This window comes from Canicola haemoglobinophilus (genome assembly GCF_002015075.1).
Lineage (GTDB): Bacteria > Pseudomonadota > Gammaproteobacteria > Enterobacterales > Pasteurellaceae > Canicola > Canicola haemoglobinophilus.
The window spans coordinates 1-18,250 of record NZ_MUXZ01000049.1 but is presented as its reverse complement, the minus strand read 5'-3'; the positions used below and the strand labels follow the sequence as shown (position 1 = coordinate 18,250).

Genomic DNA, 18,250 nt, shown 5'->3' with positions numbered 1-18,250 from the left:
CAACTGCTACATAATACCGTATATTTAGCTTCTTTTATTCTATCTGTTTCACCGCTCGTCATTTTCATCATGAATTTAATCATGGTTCGATCAAACCAAGAATAACGGTATAGTAGACAAAAGTGCGGTATGTATTTTGTTGCGAGATATTCCGCTATTTTTAGTTTGCCCATCTCCATCTCGGTTTAAATATAAAATCAATGTTTTCATTATGGTTTCCAAAAGGTTGGCGTAAATAAAAGCAAGAGAGAGAAAATTTCCAAACGCCCAGCTGCCATCGCAAAAGAAAAAATATATTTAGTGTTATCAGGCACTTGTGAGAAACCTTGACTAATCATCCCCAATCCTGGTCCCACATTTGTCAATGTAGCAAAAACAGACAACATCGCATCAACAGCATTCATTCCACATAAGATCACAGCAAATACGCATACCCAGTAAGTCAAGAAAAATGCAATTAAAAATCCCCAAATACCATCAATAACTCGTTGCGGTAATAATGTTTTTCCTAATTTAATTGGAATAACTAAGCGCGGATGTACCAAATGTTTAAATTCTCTTTTAACTTGCAACCATATAACAAGCACCCTAATCATTTTTAGACCACCTGTCGTAGAACCGGCACATCCCCCCAAGATAGCAGCAAACACAAGTAACATACTTAAGAAAGAGGGGAGCTGATTTAAGTCGAATAACGTATAACCTGAGGTCATTGACATTGAAGCTGTTTGTACCGCACCTTGTGAAAAAGCATCAAGGATAGAGTAATTGTCATAAGTCAAATACAACCCCAGCGACATCAACAAAATAAATACCCCTTGAGTTAAGCAAAAAAATCTAAATTCAGGATCTCTCGCATAAATTTTCCAAGGAGATTGATATTTCCAGTTAGTTAATGCCCGAATATGTAAGGCGAAATTACAACCACTAATAAGCATAAAGCTCGCACTAATTAAATAAATAGCTGGATTATTGAAATAAGCAAGGCTAGCATCATAGGTTGACATTCCACCATTTGCGACCGTAGAAAAACTATGAGAAATCGCATCAAACCAATTCATACCTGCAAACCAATAGGCGATAGCGCAAAGTGCGGTCAATACACAATAAAGAATCCAGAGTAATTTGGCGACTTCACCGATACGGGGCAAAGCTTTTTGATCTTTCATTGGACCTGAGGACTCAGCACGATATAAATGTCCCCCACCAATACCCAACAATGGAATAACGGCAACAACCAAAACAATCAACCCCATTCCACCAATCCATTGTAAAAGTTGGCGATAAAATAGAATGGATTTAGGCAAATTATCCAAGCCCGAAATCACTGTTGCTCCTGTTGTAGTCAAAGCAGAAAAAGACTCAAAGACAGCATCAGCAAAACTTAAAGTCAATTCATCAAACAACATAAAAGGGATAACCGCCAGCAAGCTGAGTAAAACCCAAAACATGGTGACAATTAAAACCCCTTCTCTCGAACGTAAACTTGCTTTATGCTCTCGACATAGCCACCACAAGCCCACACCAGCTGAGAGATTATAAAAAAATGACAAAATAAAGGCCTTTCCACCCCCATCACCATAGATTAATGCCACAAATGCAGGAATTAACATCGTACTCGAAAAGCAAGTTACTAAAATTCCTACTATGCGCAAAATAGATAAGATATGCACAATTCTCTCTCTTATTTATTACTCATCGATAATCTTAACTGTCCCGCAGAATAATCTGCTAGCTCATTCTGAAATGTGGCCAGTTTATCATCACTTATTCCTAGCTCAAATTGAACTTCTTGTAAAAAATATTGATTAATGATTTTAATATCATATTTTTCAAATAGAAGATGTAGCCAATTGATCTGATGATAGGCACAATTCAGTTGATAACTTTTTCGTTCTACTTTTAGATCAGTTTCCAACAACTGCAAAGCTTGTTGAACACCATTTCCATACGCACGGACTAACCCACCTGTACCAAGTAAAATCCCACCATAGTAACGAACAACCACAGCTGAAACTTCCCCCACGCCACTTCCTAATAACATATTCAACATTGGTTTTCCTGCAGTTCCAGCTGGCTCACCATCATCTGAAAAGCCTAATCCTTGTGAATTGCTCGGCTGTAATGAAACTGCCGCCCAACAATGATGACTGGCATTAGGATGTTGCATTTTTACAGCATTCCAAAACGCCTTTGCGTGTTCTAAGCCTTCTGTATGTTGAAGATAAGTGATAAAACGGCTCTTTTTAATTTCCTCCTCAAAAACAACCGCACTTTTGGGAATAAAATATTTCATATTTTGTTTACTTTGACCCTAAAGAAATTGGGCGTTATCATACACACCCTTTATTCTAACAAAGAAATTATCATGACTGACATTATTGTAACACAAACCCTTGACACAATCGGATTACGCTGCCCAGAGCCAGTTATGCTAGTACGAAAACAAATTCGTCATATGCAAGAAGGGGAAATATTATTAATTCTAGCAGATGATCCAGCAACAACGAGAGATATTCCTAGCTTTTGCCAATTTATGGATCATGATTTATTAAAAATTGATTTGGAAAAAGTGCCATTTAAGTATTGGATAAAAAAAGGAAAAAAATAAAATTATTCTTTTATGATCACATATAAAATAGAATTTCAACTAAGAATTTATTTTTCGAATTTTATTCTAAATCTTTACATTGATCTCAAACATTTGAAATCCTATTTCAAATAATTTCGCCTATTCTATAACCGTTGTACAGTGCTACATAATGTAGTGGATATATCTAATAATAGAAGGAGAATTTATTATGGCTTTCAATCTAAAAAATAGACACCTATTAAGTCTTGCAAATCACTCTGAACGTGAAATCAATTATTTATTAGACTTATCAAGAGATCTGAAACGTGCTAAATACGCGGGAACAGAGCAACAATTACTAAAAGGCAAAAATATTGCATTAATTTTTGAAAAAACATCTACCCGTACACGCTGTGCATTTGAGGTAGCAGCCTATGATCAAGGTGCCCACGTTACTTATATCGATCCAAACTCATCTCAAATTGGACATAAAGAAAGTATGAAAGATACTGCTCGTGTTTTAGGACGTATGTATGATGCAATTGAGTATAGAGGTTTCAAACAAACAGTTGTTCAAGAATTAGCAGATTACGCTGGAGTACCTGTATTCAATGGTTTAACAGATGAATTCCACCCAACTCAAATGTTGGCTGATGTACTAACAATGAAAGAATTCTGTGACAAGCCATTACGCCAAATTAAATATGTTTATATTGGAGATGGAAGAAATAACTTAGGTAACTCTCTCTTGTTAGTAGGAGCAAAATTAGGAATGGATGTTCGTATCTGCAGTCCGAAAGCCTTGCTTCCAGAACCAGAGCTTGTTGCAATGTGCGAACAATTTGCTAAAGAAAGTGGAGCGAGATTAACAGTTACAGATGATATTGATCTTGCAGTAAAAGATGTTGACTTTGTTCATACTGATGTTTGGGTATCTATGGGCGAACCACTAGAAACTTGGGGAGAGCGTATTAAACTTTTATTACCATATCAAGTAACTCCTGAATTAATGGCTCGCACAGGTAATCCAAAAGTTAAATTTATGCACTGTTTGCCAGCATTCCATAACAGCGAAACAAAAGTTGGAAAACAAATTGCAGAAAAATATCCTGAATTAGCTAATGGTATTGAAGTAACAGAAGATGTATTTGAATCTCCAATGAACGTAGCATTTGAACAAGCTGAAAACCGTATGCACACAATTAAAGCTGTAATGGTTGCAAGCCTAATTTAAAAAGGAGAACTTGTATGAGAATTGTTATTGCATTAGGTGGCAACGCATTACTTAGACGCGGAGAACCACTAACAGCTGAAAACCAACGCCAAAATGTTCGCATAGCTTGTGAGCAAATTGCAAAAATTTATCCAAATAATGAACTCGTCATTGCTCATGGTAATGGACCTCAAGTTGGATTACTCGCGTTACAAGGTGCGGCTTATAAAGATGTACCAACCTATCCTTTAGATGTGTTAGGTGCTGAGTCAGTTGGAATGATTGGTTACATGATCCAACAAGAGTTAGGTAATTTGGTGCCATTCGAAGTCCCATTTGCAACCTTATTATCTCAAGTGGAAGTGGATAAAAATGATCCCGCGTTCCAAAATCCAACAAAACCAATTGGCCCTGTTTATACTAAAGAAGAAGCAGAATTCTTAGCTAAAGAAAAAGGCTGGTCAATAGCACAAGATGGAGATAAATATCGTCGCGTAGTTCCAAGCCCGCTACCAAAACGTATTTTTGAAATACGTCCAGTAAAATGGTTACTAGAAAAAGGTAGTATTGTGATTTGTGCTGGCGGTGGTGGTATTCCAACGTACTATGATGAGCAAGGTAATTTACAAGGCGTGGAAGCGGTTATAGATAAAGATTTATGTTCTGCATTGCTAGCGGATAATCTTGATGCAGATCTTTTCATTATCGCTACTGATGTTTCCGCAACCTTTGTTGATTGGGGAAAACCAGAGCAAAAAGCTATAGCTAAAGTCCATCCTGATGTTATTAGTAAGATGAACTTTGCATCTGGTTCAATGGGACCAAAAGTCCAAGCTGTAATTAACTTTGTAAAACAAACAGGTAAAGATGCTGTTATCGGTTCATTATCTGACATTGTTGACATTGTAAAAGGTAAAGCAGGCACTAGAGTGACCACCTCAATATCAGATATTGAATATTACTAATTAAATACTCAATGGGAATGTACTAATCCACACCATAAGTGCGGTACATTCCCGCAAATAAAAGCTGTATTAAATAAGGAGTTTATTATGACTACCAAAAAGACGTTTAAATTCCCGACGGCATTTTCCATCTTATTCATAATTTTAATCATTGCTGTAGGATTAACTTGGATCATTCCAGCAGGTTCTTATTCTAAATTAACATACAATTCATCAACAAATAACTTCATTGTTAAAACGTACAATCAACCCGATCAAACACTTCCTGCGACTACAGAAACGCTAGAAAAATTAAATATCAAAATTGATCTTAAAAACTTCACGGAAGGAGTAATAAGAAAACCTGTCGCAGTTCCTGGTTCTTACCAACGTGTTGAACAAAATCCAAAAGGTGTACAAGATATCGCTATAAGCATGGTTGAAGGAACTATTGAAGCTGCTGATGTTATGGTATTTATCTTTGTGCTTGGTGGAATGATTGGAGTAATCAATAAAACAGGTTCTTTTAATGCTGGATTGGGAGCATTGGCTAAACGGACAAAAGGAAATGAATTTTTTATTGTATTCTGTGTTTGTGTACTAATGACTATTGGAGGTACAACTTGTGGTATTGAAGAAGAAGCTGTAGCCTTTTATCCAATATTAGTTCCTGTGTTCATTGCATTAGGATATGATGCTATTGTTTGTGTTGGAGCGATCTTCTTAGCCGCATCAATGGGGACAGCATTTTCCACAATAAATCCATTCTCTGTAGTTATAGCTTCAAATGCTGCAGGTATTCAATTCACTGAAGGTATTGGTTTCCGTACAATCGGTTTAGTAATCGGTGCAGCATCAGTTATTGCTTACTTATACTGGTATTGTAAAAAAATTAAAGCAGACCCAACCTATTCCTATACATATGAAGAAAAAGAAATTTTCTTTGAACGTTATATCAAAAAATGTAACACTACTGAAACCGTTGAATTCACTGCACGCCGTAAAATTATACTAGTGATCTTCGCAATTTCCTTCTTCCTCATGGTTTGGGGAGTTATGTTCGGCGGATGGTGGTTCCCAGAAATGGCAGCATCTTTCCTAACTTTAACTATCCTCATTATGTTTATCTCTAAACTTACTGAAGACGAAATTGTAAATTCATTTACGGAGGGTGCATCCGAACTTGTTGGTGTATCCTTAATCATAGGTCTGGCACGAGGTGTCAACTTGGTTTTAGAGCAAGGTTTAATTTCCGATACGATCCTTGACTATATGTCTAACCTTGTAGCTGGTATGCCGACTAGTGTATTTATCTTAGCACAACTAGTAGTCTTTATTTTCCTTGGATTATTTGTACCATCATCTTCTGGCTTAGCGGTTCTTTCAATGCCAATTATGGCACCATTAGCTGATGCTGTGGGAATTCCAAGACACATTGTTGTATCTGCATATAACTGGGGGCAATACGCAATGTTATTCCTAGCACCTACTGGATTAGTTTTAGTAACATTACAAATGTTACATATACCATTTAACAAATGGGTCAAATTTGTAATGCCAATGATTGGAGTTCTGTTAGCCGTAGGATCTGTTTTACTAATTATTCAAGTCCAGCTGTATACATAAAATAAAAATAAGAAAATAGGCTACTTATAAAAATAAGTAGCCTTCTCTATATTTAAAAGAATAGAATAAGCACAAAAACATATTATTTTTCTTTTTTTGCTTTAATTAAACAACATTCATGGGAGAGATTATGGCTAATAAAGTATTGGATAATATAGATACTAGAATTCTTCGAGCCTTACAACGTAATGGCCGCTTACAGAATACAGAATTAGCACAAGAAATAGGACTGTCGAATTCAGCATGTTTACGAAGAGTAAATATTCTTGAAGAAAAGGGGATCATTGACAAATATGTCGCAATTCTAAGCCCCAAAAAAGTAAATTGTAATTTAACAGTCTATGCATTAGGCTCATTTTTTGAAGAAGATCTCAAACAACGAGAACGTTTTATTTTTGAAATGAAATTATTGCCACAAGTTACTGAGTGCCATCTAATGGCTGGAGATTATGATTTTATATTAAAACTACAAGTTTCAGATTTAGATGAATTTTATGCTTATAAGAAAAAATATTTAACGAAAGAATTGGGAATAAAAACACTAAAATCTGAAATTATTTTACAAACTATCAAGAATACAACTGAACTCCCCTTATAAAGCAGAATTACAATTTTATCTAAGATACTAAGTTTAGTTGGTTGGACATTATATGGATTTGTTTCTTACAAATTCGATATGAAAAAATAACATCTCCACATAAATAGAGAATAAAAAAATCAGCGTCTAAATATTTAATAATTAGACGCTGATTTTTATTGTGCATTACACCACTAAAAAAGGGACATAAATCACAAGATTATGTCCCTTTTGTTATAAAAACGATTAATTATTTCACCGCACTTACTACACGCTCAGCATGTTGTTTTGCTTTAGCGATAACATTTTCTTTATCTTCTTCTGTGTTCATGCCTGGAATATAAAGCATACCACCAGAATGGATAATGCCAGCAAACTCTAAACCGCAAAGTGCCGCAGTTTGTTGGTAAGCATAGCTATATATCTCAATAAGCGAAGTAAGTTTTTCAGCAGAAAAAATGACTAAAAATTAAATCAATGCTTGTCCTAATTTATCTTGATTTTTAGCCAATAAATCCACCGCACTTTGCTTATCTAAATTGGCTAAAATCATTAAAATAGCCAATTTTGCATTGTTATCTGCTTGTATTAGCGTTTGTTCTGCTTGTGTTCGTTCACAACCTGTGGCTTGCATAATAATTCTGGTGGCACGTGCGACAAGTTTTTCATTGGTTGCTTGTACATCAACCATTAGATTTTGATAGCATTTGCCCAGCAAAACCATACTTGCCGTCGTGAGCATATTGAGCACTAATTTCTGTGCGGTTCCCGACTTTAAACGACTTGAACCAGTTAACACCTCAGGCCCCACAACAGTTTCAATACTTATATTAGCAACTTGTGCCATAGCACTGTTTGGATTGCTGGCAATCGCTACGCTAAAAGCACCAATTTCTTTCGCATATTTTAGTCCGCTAATCACATAAGGCGTGCGTCCACTTGCTGCAATGCCAACTAAAATATCCTTTGCATTGAATTGAATGGCTTGCAGATCTGCGATTGCCGCTTGCTGATTATCTTCCGCTCTTTCCACGGGATGACGTATAGCCCGTTCGCCACCAGCAATAATGCCTTTTACCATTTCATCATTCACGCCAAAAGTGGGCGGACATTCAGAAGCATCTAAAATGCCTAAACGCCCGCTTGTACCAGCCCCCAAATAAACCAAACGTCCACCTTGACGAAAAGTAGCAACAATTTTTTCTACTGCTGCAGCAATTTGTGGCAAGGTTTTTTCGATGGCAAGAGGCACAAGTTGATCCTCTTTGTTCATCAATCGCACAATTTCAAAGGCTGACATTTGATCCAAATTCATTGAGTTTGGATTAGGTTGCTCGGTAATAAGCTGAGCGAGCTGGTTAATTAAATTTTCTTTATTCATAATTATTTTGGATAAATTACGCCAAGACTGACCGCACTTTTCGCGCCTGTCACACTTGGCAAGTTGGAAGGTAAATTATTCATACGTTGATAGGCAAGCCAAGCAAAAGCAGCCGCTTCTACATCATCAACAGACAAGCCATACTCTGTGGTGGTTGCCACTTGCCAGTTAGGCAAACAAGCTTGCAAACGAGCCATTAGTTGCGTATTTCTGGCACCACCGCCACAAACTAATAGTAAACAAGGTAAATGCTGTGGGTTTTGAAGTTTCAACAGTTCTTGCACGGTACATTGCACCGTAAACTCTAGTAAAGTTGCTTGCACATCTTGAGGCAAAAGTGCGGTATGTTTTTGCCGTTTTTTCTCCAACCAAGCTAAATTAAATAATTCACGCCCCGTACTTTTCGGTGCAGGCTGCTGAAAATAAGGTTCGTCAAGTAAATCCTTTAACAAATCTTGGCTTACCTGACCGCTCTTTGCCCATTCGCCATTTTGATCAAAAGGCAAACCTAAATGTTGTTCAATCCAACCATCCATTAAGGCATTGCCCACGCCTGTATCATAACCAATGACCTCTTGTTCTGGAATTAAACAAGAAATATTACTAATGCCACCAATATTTAATACCACAGTAATACGATCTGAACGAGCAAATAATCCCTGATGAAAAGCTGGTACTAAAGGCGCCCCTTGGCCGCCATAAGCCATATCTTTACGGCGAAAATCAGCAATAGTGGTAATGCCTGTAAGAGCGCTAATCAAGTTTGCATCGCCAATTTGCATCGTGAAAGGATATTGCCCTTGTGGTGAATGCCAAATGGTTTGGCCATGACAGCCAATCGCCTGAATATCTTCTGCGGCAATTTGATGCTGTGCTAAGAAATGTTGCACTGAAGTAGCATAAAGCAAACCTAGCTGATGATCTATTTCGCCAAGATTTTGTAAGCTGGTTTCCCCTGAAGATAAAAGTGCGCTGAGTTTTTGGCGTAAATTTTCTGGCATCGGGAAACAATGGCTCGCCACTAACTTGGCTGGTTGTTGAGCGAAATCCATTAAAGCAAGATCAACGCCGTCTAAACTGGTGCCAGACATTATTCCAATATAATAGAGGGATTTTTGCATAGAGAAATTTGAGTTTGTTCAAGTTGACGACATTATATTATTTTTTTCAGGCATTTTACGCTAAAATACGCCAATTATTATGACAAAGAGAAGATTTATCATGAACAAATTAAGCGTTGTTATTCTTGCTGCTGGTAAAGGAACCCGTATGTATTCAGATTTGCCGAAGGTATTACACAAAATTGCCGGTAAACCTATGGTGAAACACGTGATCGATACCGTAAAACAATTAAATGCGGAACAAATTCATTTAATTTATGGACATGGGGCTGATTTACTCAAACAACATTTGGCAGATGAGCCAGTGAATTGGGTATATCAAGCGGAGCAATTAGGCACGGGGCACGCAATGCAACAAGCCGCACCTTTTTTTCAAGATGATGAAAATATTGTGATGCTTTATGGCGATGGTCCTTTGATTAGTAAGGAAACCCTTGAACGTTTAATTGCACAAAAACCAGAAAATGGCATCGCACTTTTAACGGTAAATTTAGAAAATCCCACAGGCTATGGACGAATTATTCGTGAAAATGGCTCGGTCGTTGCAATTGTTGAACAAAAAGATGCCACAGCTGAACAATTAAAAATCACAGAAGTGAATACGGGCGTGATGGTATCGGACGGTGCAAGTTTCCGTAAATGGTTGGCTCGTTTAGATAATAACAATGCACAGGGCGAATATTACATCACAGATGTAATTGGACTAGCGAATCAAGAAGGATTTAAAGTGACCGCGGTGCAAGCCACAGAACTGATGGAAGTTGAAGGCATAAATAACCGTTTACAACTGGCGGCTTTAGAACGTTATTATCAACGTAAGCAAGCGGATAAATTGTTACTTGCTGGTGTTACTTTGGCAGACCCAACTCGTTTTGATTTGCGTGGCGAATTAGCCCATGGCAAAGATTGCGAAATTGACATCAATGTGATTATCGAAGGCAAAGTGCGGTTAGGAAATGGTGTGAAAATAGGGGCAGGTTGTGTGCTAAAAAATTGTACCATTGCCGATAATGTAGAAATTAAGCCTTATTCGGTGCTTGAAGATGCGGTTGTGGGCAATAATGCACAAATTGGTCCATTTTCAAGATTACGCCCGGGCGCTGAATTAAGCGAAGATACTCATGTAGGTAATTTCGTTGAAATTAAAAAAGCACAAATTGGCAAAGGCTCTAAAGTCAATCATCTTACTTACATTGGCGATGCGGAAGTTGGGCAAAATTGTAATATCGGTGCGGGTGTAATTACTTGTAATTATGATGGGGCAAATAAATTCAAAACTTTGATTGGCGACAATGTATTTGTGGGTTCCGATAGTCAATTAGTTGCGCCAGTAAGCATTGCAAGTGGTGCGACTATTGGGGCTGGAGCAACAGTGACGAAAGATGTGCAAGAGAATGAGCTGGTAATTACTCGAGTGCCACAACGTCATATTGCCAATTGGCAGCGCCCAAAAAAGAAATAAGAGGCAAGAAGAAAAATGACAGAAATCAAATTGAATTATCATAAAGCTCACTTTTTAATGAGTGCGCCGAATATTAAGGTGCTACCAGAGGATAGTGGGATTGAAATTGCTTTCGCTGGGCGATCTAATGCAGGAAAATCCACCGCACTTAATGCTTTAACTAATCAAAAAAACTTAGCAAGAACCTCGAAAACCCCAGGACGTACTCAGCTAATTAATTTGTTTGAAGTAGAACCTAATTGCAAATTAGTTGATTTGCCGGGATATGGATATGCTGCTGTTCCTGAACAAATGAAACTACAATGGCAAAAATCTTTAGGCGAATATTTGCAAAAAAGAGAATGTTTGGGAGGCGTGGTTATTTTAATGGACATTCGCCATCCGCTAAAAGATCTTGACCAGCAAATGATCGAGTGGGCGGTGTCTGCGGATTTACCTGTTTTATTGCTATTAACCAAAGCTGATAAATTGAGCCAAAGCGTGAGAAGTAAGCAAGTTAAAATGGTACGAGAAGCAGTTTTACCTTTCCAAGGCGATGTGCAAGTGGAGGCGTTTTCTGCACAAAATAAAATTGGCATTGATAAATTATCAGCCAAATTAGATCAATGGTTTTCGCCAGTTTTTAGTTAAGATTTTTTAATTTTTACGATCTACATCGCAAAAAAGCAGTGAGTAAGTATAGTTTACTCGCTGCTTTTTTTATATTTCGCCCAAAAAATTGGGAGAAATTATGTCATTAGCAGTGGTATATAGCCGAGCATCCATGGGCGTGCAAGCCCCTTTGGTTACTATTGAAGTGCATTTAAGTAATGGAAAACCTGCTTTTACGCTTGTTGGTTTGCCAGAAAAAACCGTAACTGAAGCACAAGGGCGAGTGCGTAGTGCTTTATTGAATGCGCAATTTAAATATCCAGCCAAACGCATTACCGTTAACCTTGCACCAGCAGATTTGCCCAAAGAGGGCGGGCGTTTTGATTTACCTATTGCCCTCGGCATTTTGGCAGCATCGGGGCAGATTAATGCCCAAAAATTACAGCAATTTGAATTTGTCGGGGAGTTAGCATTAACTGGAGAATTACGCGGTGTACATGGGGTTATTCCTGCTATTTTGGCAGGGCAAAAATCTCAGCGTCAACTTATTGTGGCAGAACAAAATGCCAATGAAGCCTCTTTGGTTTCACAACAGGAAACCTTCTTTGCCAAGAGTTTATTGGAGGTAGTGCAATTTTTAAATGATGAAAGCGTTTTACCTTCAGCAACCGCATTATGCACGCAAAGTGCGGTGGATTTTTTGCCTCAATCCCATAAAGATCTCACAGATATTATTGGTCAACAACATGCCAAACGAGCCTTAATGATCGCTGCCGCTGGACAGCATAATTTATTATTTCTTGGTCCACCCGGCACTGGCAAAACGATGCTCGCCAGCCGTTTAACAGGCTTATTGCCCGATATGACAGATCAAGAGGCAATTGAAACCGCATCGGTTACTAGCTTAGTACAAAACGAATTAAATTTTCAAAATTGGAAACAACGCCCTTTCCGAGCGCCTCATCATAGTGCTTCAACGCCAGCCTTAGTCGGTGGTGGAACAATCCCAAAACCGGGAGAAATTTCTTTAGCCCATAATGGCGTGCTGTTTTTAGATGAGCTGCCAGAATTTGAACGCCGAGTGCTTGATGCCTTACGCCAACCCTTAGAAAGTGGCGAAATTGTAATTTCTCGTGCCAATGCAAAAATTCAGTTTCCTGCACGTTTTCAGCTTGTTGCAGCGATGAACCCAAGCCCAACAGGGCATTATACAGGTGTTCATAACCGCACTTCTCCACAGCAAGTTATGCGTTACTTAAACAGGCTTTCTGGTCCTTTTTTAGATCGTTTTGATCTTTCCATTGAAGTGCCTTTGCTCCCACAAGGTGCTTTGCAAAATAGTTCAGACCGAGGAGAAAGCACAGCTCAAGTGAAGGAAAAAGTATTAAAAGTCAGAGAAATTCAACTCGCTCGTGCAGGCAAGGTTAATGCGCATTTAAGTAGTAAAGAAATTGAACGAGATTGCAAACTAACCGAAAAAGATGCGCTGTTTTTAGAAAATACCTTAACACGTCTTGGTTTATCTGTTCGTGCTTATCATCGTATTTTAAAAGTTGCTCGTACTATCGCTGATTTAAATGCAGAACCCGACATTAAACAAAACCATTTAGCCGAAGCATTAAGTTATCGAGCAATGGATCGTTTGTTACAGAAATTATCTGGCGATACAAATTAATCTTGGATTGATTATTGATTTAAATCAATAAGTTAAAAATTAAATATATCTATAATTGATAAAATCTTGTTAAGAACAAGTTACAAAGAGGGTTTAAAAATGAAATTTAGATTATCTCTTTCTTATGTTGCTACTACAGTTATAATGACGATGTTTTTCTCTAGTCTTGTGCAAGCAAATCAGGAAACCTTGTCCCAACTCAATCAAATTGATGCAGAGCAACAACAAAGGCAAAATCAGCAACAACAAGCTAAAAATGCGCAGTTATTTGCCCCTCCAGATGTGCGCTTAGATACCAGTCAATCTGATTTAGTGTTACCTCCTCAAGAACAGCCTTGTTATCCAATCCAACAGATTTCTCTTGTTGATTATTCCGCAGATAATTCTCATCAATCTAGCCAATTTCAATGGGCGTTAAAACAAGCCATACAAAATCTTAACTTAACCTTACCGCACTGTTTAGGCGGTCAAGGTTTAGGTATTTTGATGAAACAAATTCAAAATAAGATCATTGCGAAAGGTTATGTGACTACTCGAGTGGTTGCCCAAGAGCAAAATCTGGGTTCAGGGAATTTAGTCCTAACAGTTATTCCTGGAAAAGTAGGTAAAACTATTGTGGCAGATCGCAGTTCAGTACCACGTTTTACTCGCCTACAAAGTTGGAATGGATTTACTTTTACGCAAGGTGACTTACTTAATGTGCGAGATATAGAACAGTCCTTAGAAAATTTAAAGCGTGTGCCTACGGTTGAGGCAAATATTGAAATTATCCCTAATGAAAATCTGGGCGAAAGTGATTTAAAAATTAGCTATCAGCAATCTTTGCCTTTCCGTTTCCATCTCAGTTTAGATGATGCTGGATCTCGTTCTACGGGGAAATATCAGGCATCAGGCACTTTTTCCTTTGATAATATATTTTCCGCAAATGACCTATTTTATACCTCCTTTACCCATAGCTTAAAAACTCATGAAGATGACAAAGGTAAGCGAGCAAGTAAAAATCTCACTTTCTATTATTCGATTCCTTTCGGCTATTGGACCCTTTCAGCTCAGCAAAATTATAGCCGCTATCATCAAGAGGTCTTTGGCGCTTTTGCAAATTCTTATATGTATGCTGGGGAAAGCAACAGCAGCAATTAACCCTTTCTTATGTGTTCTATCGTGATGCAGTGCGTAAAAGCAGTATTTCAGGCGGATTTTGGTCAAGACAATCAAAAAACTTTGTTGATAGCGCTGAAATAGAAGTGCAACGTCGCCGCATGGCTGGCTGGGAAATTGGTTTTTCCCATAAAGAATATTTCGCTAATGCTACCTTAGAACTCTCTGCTAATTTCAAGCGTGGTACAAAAGCAAGGGGTGCTTTACCTGCTTATGAGGAGCTTAACAATAAAGGTACTTCAAGACCCAAGATCATCACCGCATCTCTTTCATTGTTAAAGCCCTTTATGTTGGGAACTCAATCTTGGCAATGGCAAAGTAGTTTGAATGTGCAATGGAATAAAACCCCTTTAATTGCCCAAGATCGCTTTAGTATTGGTGGACGTTATACAGTGCGAGGTTTTGATGGCGAACTTTCATTATCAGGTGAACGTGGTTGGCTTTGGCGCAATGAAGTGGCTTGGAATATAGCAAATAAAGGACAGTCTTTGTATTTAGCCTTAGATGCTGGGCGTGTTTCAGGGCTTTCAGAAGAACAACTCGGGCATAGTTTAGTGGGGACTGCTTTGGGATTGAGAGGAAGCTGGCAAGGTTTTTCCTATGACTTTTTTATCGGCAAACCCATTCATAAACCGCAAGGTTTCCGAACCTCAAATATGGTTTCTGGCTTTAATCTTAGTTTTAGTTTCTAACTTATTGCCGAAATAACTTGAGTTTATTTCTTATATTTACTGATTTTTATAGGGTGACGATTATGAATAACAAATATTTCCGTGTCATTTTTAGCAAGGTATTAAATTGTCTGCTTGTAGTATCTGAATTAGCCAAATCTGAAGGTAAAGCCAATAAAAAGTGCGGTGCATTTTTGTTACCTTTTAGCCAATTTCTCGGCAAACTCAAAGCTATTTCCTTTCATTTTTTCTGCGCCCTAGGTTTTGTCACTTTTACCACTCATACATTGGCAGAAACCTTAATTATCCAAGCCGATAAATCTGCTCCTCAAAACCAACAGCCAATTATTTTGCACACCGCAAATGGCTTGCCACAAGTCAATATTCAAACGCCGAATGCGCAAGGATTATCCCATAATAAATACACAAAATTTGATGTGGATACAAAAGGTGCAATCCTCAATAACAGTGCCTCTAATGTCAAAACGCAGCAAGCAGGTTGGATACAAGGGAACCCTTATCTTGCCAAAGGCGAAGCCAAAGTGATTCTCAACGAAGTCAACTCTCATGATCCTAGCGTACTGAAAGGCTATATAGAGGTTGCTGGGAAAAAAGCAGATGTCATTATTGCCAATCCGTCGGGATTACATTGTGATGGTTGTGGCATTATTAATGCACATCGAGCGACCTTTACCACAGGCCAAGCACAAATAAACAATGGTCATTTAGAGGGTTTTGTGGTGGAAAAAGGCAGAGTAACTGTCAGTGGTAAAGGCTTAGATAATAGCAAAGTAGATTACACCGAAATTCTTGCGCGAGAAGTACAAGCAAATGCTGGGATTTGGTCGAAGAAAGATCTCAAAGTTGCCACAGGGAAAAATTATATTAAGCGCACAAGTGCGGAGGAAAATTTGCAAATTTTACATACGCAAGAAGAAAACTCCGCAGAAAATGCACCGCACTTTGCCATAGATGTTGGCGAATTAGGTGGAATGTACGCAGGTAAAATTCATCTGATTGGCACAGAAAATGGCGTTGGAGTGCGTAATGCTGGGCATATTGGGGCAAGTGCAGATAGCTTAGTGATTGATAGTCGAGGGCGGATTGTTAATACTGGGACATTGAGCGCTAATAACAAGCTTGATCTTACAACAGCCAAAAACATTGAAAACAGAGCTAAAGTAGAAAGCCGTCAAGGCTCAATCAAATTCAATAGTGCGGAAAATATTCAACAACATGGCATCGTTGTTGCTCTAAAGGGTAACATTCAGATGCGAGGAGAAAATATCCATCAGCAAGGGAAAACGCTAGCGAAAGAAAATATAGATCTTCATGCCACAGAGTTAAATAATCATGATGGGATAATTTTGGCAGAAGATGCCACTTTGAACTTGCAGGTAGGAAAATTGAGCAACAAACAAGGCGCTATTGTTGCGCATAACCTTAATGTTAAGGTTCAAAATAATGCAGATAATACCGATGGCACTATTCAAGGAAAAGAGAGCTTAAATTTATCTGCACAAGTTTTAAATAATCAAAATGGGCTAATACAAAGTGCTAATTTAATCAATTTAACGGCTAAGACTTTAGTTTCTGAAGGCAACATTAAGACGGCTGGAGATCTGAATATATCCTTACAAGATAGTTTTACTTTGAACAAAGCATTTTCAGTAGGTAACCACTTAAATTTCTCTACAAAAGGTGATTTTGCCAACAACAGTGCATTACAGGTAAAAGGGAATGTAAATATCTCTGCAAATCAAATTACCAATAATAGAGATGCAGAAATTTCGGCTAATCATACCGCACTTAATGCAGAAACCTTGATTAACCGAGGATTAATAGATGGCTATAAAACTCATGTTTATGGCAAAAATGTAACCAATATTGGCACAGGTCGGATTTATGGCGATTATTTAGTATTCAATAGTGAATATCTAAATAACCTTAATGAAAATAAATCTTCTGCCACTATTGGTGCAAGAGAACGACTTGATTTTGCAGTGGATAAAATAAGTAATCATAAGGGAAGTAGCATAATTAGCCTTGGGAATATTTATTTCGGAGGAAAACTTGATGATAATCAACAGGCTATTGGGCAAGGGAGCTTAGTTGAAAACCATAATGCGTTGATTGAGGCTGTGAGCGATATTTATTTAAATGTGAAAAAAGTTGAAAATTTACATAATTTATTAGAAGTTGAAATGCGAGAAACCTCTAAAACACCTGTTTTTGAATATGGCTTTGCTAATGAACCTACTCGTTATGCACAAGAAGGTATAACAAAAGTAAAACGAGGTGACAGTGGCGGTGGGCTGAATAAAAAAGTCAGAAATTTATATGCGCTACGTTTGCCAAATGGTCGAGAAAGTGAATCTTGGCGAGAATATAACTACACCAGAACTATAAATGAAACAATGGTTATTCCAGCAGAATATTCTGAAGCTCAGATCTTAAGTGGAGGGAATATTCATTTTTTTTCAACAGATGTCAAAAACTATGATAGTAAAATTCTAGCCCATGGGGAAATTAGCCTCAATAATGGAGGTAATATTGATAACCATGCTACTGAGGGTACAGTCATCACCACTGAAAAAGGTAGAATGTCTTATTTTTATAATGGAAGAGCCTGTGCTAAGAAAGTATTTGGAAAATGTATCGATCATTACAGAACTACGCAAAGCTATTCGTTACCTTATGTAAATCGCACAGAAACCAGTAAAAATCTTGGATTATGGGATTATGGTTCCCTTCAATCTAGCAACTTAACCTTATCCACAGAAATCAGTTCACAAAATGTTGCCGAGAACGTAAATTTAGCTTCTACACCGCGAGAGGCCCATTTACCCACATCTAGTTTATATACAATAAACCCTGAATCACCTAATGGCTACTTCGTTGAAACAGATCCAAAATTTACCCAACACCGACAATGGCTAAGCAGTGATTATATGTTTAATCAGCTACGTCATGAGCATAATAATGTACATAAACGTTTAGGCGATGGCTATTATGAACAGCGCTTGATTAATGAACAAATCAACCAGCTCACAGGGCGCCGTTTTCTGACGGGGTATAACAATGAGTTAGAGCAATATAAAGCACTCATGAATGAAGGTGTTAAATACGCGAAGCAGTTTGATTTGAAACTTGGTATTGCTTTAACAAAAGAACAAATGTCAGAACTTACAACAGATATGGTTTGGTTTGTGAATAAAGTATTTACTTTACCAAATGGGCAAAAAGTTACCGCACTTGT

General features: G+C 37.9%; 13 protein-coding genes and 1 pseudogene. 10 read left to right on the top strand and 4 right to left on the bottom strand.

Translation table 11 applies throughout. The annotated features are described in order from the left end of the window. Positions 1-209 precede the first annotated feature (209 nt). Entirely contained in the window at positions 210-1,673 is a 1,464-nt protein-coding gene (locus tag B0186_RS10535; RefSeq protein ID WP_078219328.1) for a TrkH family potassium uptake protein, read from the bottom strand. A gap of 11 nt (positions 1,674-1,684) precedes the next feature. Next, positions 1,685-2,296 carry a YigZ family protein gene (locus B0186_RS10530; protein WP_078219327.1) on the bottom strand — a complete coding sequence of 204 codons (612 nt, stop codon included), beginning with the start codon at positions 2,294-2,296 and terminating at the stop codon, positions 1,685-1,687. 72 nt (positions 2,297-2,368) lie between these two features. On the opposite strand from B0186_RS10530, the gene tusA reads away from it, so the two are divergent. From tusA to B0186_RS10505, 5 genes are all read left to right on the top strand, one after another. Then, complete coding sequence (tusA, locus tag B0186_RS10525) at positions 2,369-2,611, top strand: sulfurtransferase TusA (protein WP_078219326.1); 243 nt, start codon at positions 2,369-2,371, stop codon at positions 2,609-2,611. Between the two features lie 190 nt (positions 2,612-2,801). Next, on the top strand, positions 2,802-3,806 hold the full coding sequence (locus B0186_RS10520) for an ornithine carbamoyltransferase (RefSeq protein WP_078219325.1): 1,005 nt from the start codon (positions 2,802-2,804) through the stop codon (positions 3,804-3,806). A 14-nt stretch (positions 3,807-3,820) separates the two neighbouring features. Then, positions 3,821-4,750: a carbamate kinase gene (gene arcC, locus B0186_RS10515; protein WP_078219324.1), complete on the top strand. Its 930-nt coding sequence runs from the start codon at positions 3,821-3,823 to the stop codon at positions 4,748-4,750. A gap of 87 nt (positions 4,751-4,837) precedes the next feature. Further along, entirely contained in the window at positions 4,838-6,355 is a 1,518-nt protein-coding gene (locus B0186_RS10510; protein WP_078219323.1) for a YfcC family protein, read from the top strand. Positions 6,356-6,485: 130 nt separating this feature from the next. Further along, positions 6,486-6,953 carry an Lrp/AsnC family transcriptional regulator gene (locus tag B0186_RS10505; RefSeq protein WP_078219322.1) on the top strand — a complete coding sequence of 156 codons (468 nt, stop codon included), beginning with the start codon at positions 6,486-6,488 and terminating at the stop codon, positions 6,951-6,953. Positions 6,954-7,401: 448 nt separating this feature from the next. On the opposite strand, the gene murQ is transcribed toward B0186_RS10505, so the two are convergent. Together murQ and B0186_RS10490 are read right to left on the bottom strand one after the other, a co-directional pair. After that, positions 7,402-8,313 (bottom strand): N-acetylmuramic acid 6-phosphate etherase, encoded by a 912-nt coding sequence (gene murQ, locus B0186_RS10495; RefSeq protein WP_078219321.1) that lies wholly within the window; start codon positions 8,311-8,313, stop codon positions 7,402-7,404. Between the two features lie 2 nt (positions 8,314-8,315). Continuing rightward, a complete protein-coding gene (locus tag B0186_RS10490; protein WP_078219320.1) occupies positions 8,316-9,434 on the bottom strand; it encodes an anhydro-N-acetylmuramic acid kinase in 1,119 nt (372 codons plus the stop codon). A 100-nt stretch (positions 9,435-9,534) separates the two neighbouring features. Between B0186_RS10490 and glmU the strand changes: the two genes are divergently transcribed. From glmU to B0186_RS10465, 5 genes and pseudogenes are all read left to right on the top strand, one after another. Further along, a complete protein-coding gene (gene glmU / locus B0186_RS10485) occupies positions 9,535-10,896 on the top strand; it encodes a bifunctional UDP-N-acetylglucosamine diphosphorylase/glucosamine-1-phosphate N-acetyltransferase GlmU (protein ID WP_078219319.1) in 1,362 nt (453 codons plus the stop codon). 15 nt (positions 10,897-10,911) lie between these two features. Beyond that, positions 10,912-11,526: a ribosome biogenesis GTP-binding protein YihA/YsxC gene (gene yihA, locus B0186_RS10480; RefSeq protein WP_078219318.1), complete on the top strand. Its 615-nt coding sequence runs from the start codon at positions 10,912-10,914 to the stop codon at positions 11,524-11,526. Positions 11,527-11,626: 100 nt separating this feature from the next. Next, positions 11,627-13,162 carry a YifB family Mg chelatase-like AAA ATPase gene (locus B0186_RS10475; protein ID WP_078219317.1) on the top strand — a complete coding sequence of 512 codons (1,536 nt, stop codon included), beginning with the start codon at positions 11,627-11,629 and terminating at the stop codon, positions 13,160-13,162. Positions 13,163-13,306: 144 nt separating this feature from the next. After that, positions 13,307-15,012: pseudogene (locus B0186_RS10470) on the top strand (ShlB/FhaC/HecB family hemolysin secretion/activation protein). Between the two features lie 62 nt (positions 15,013-15,074). Next, positions 15,075-18,250, top strand: a 3,176-nt coding sequence (locus B0186_RS10465) for a two-partner secretion domain-containing protein (RefSeq protein WP_143411968.1), incomplete at its 3' end; no start/stop codon positions are given.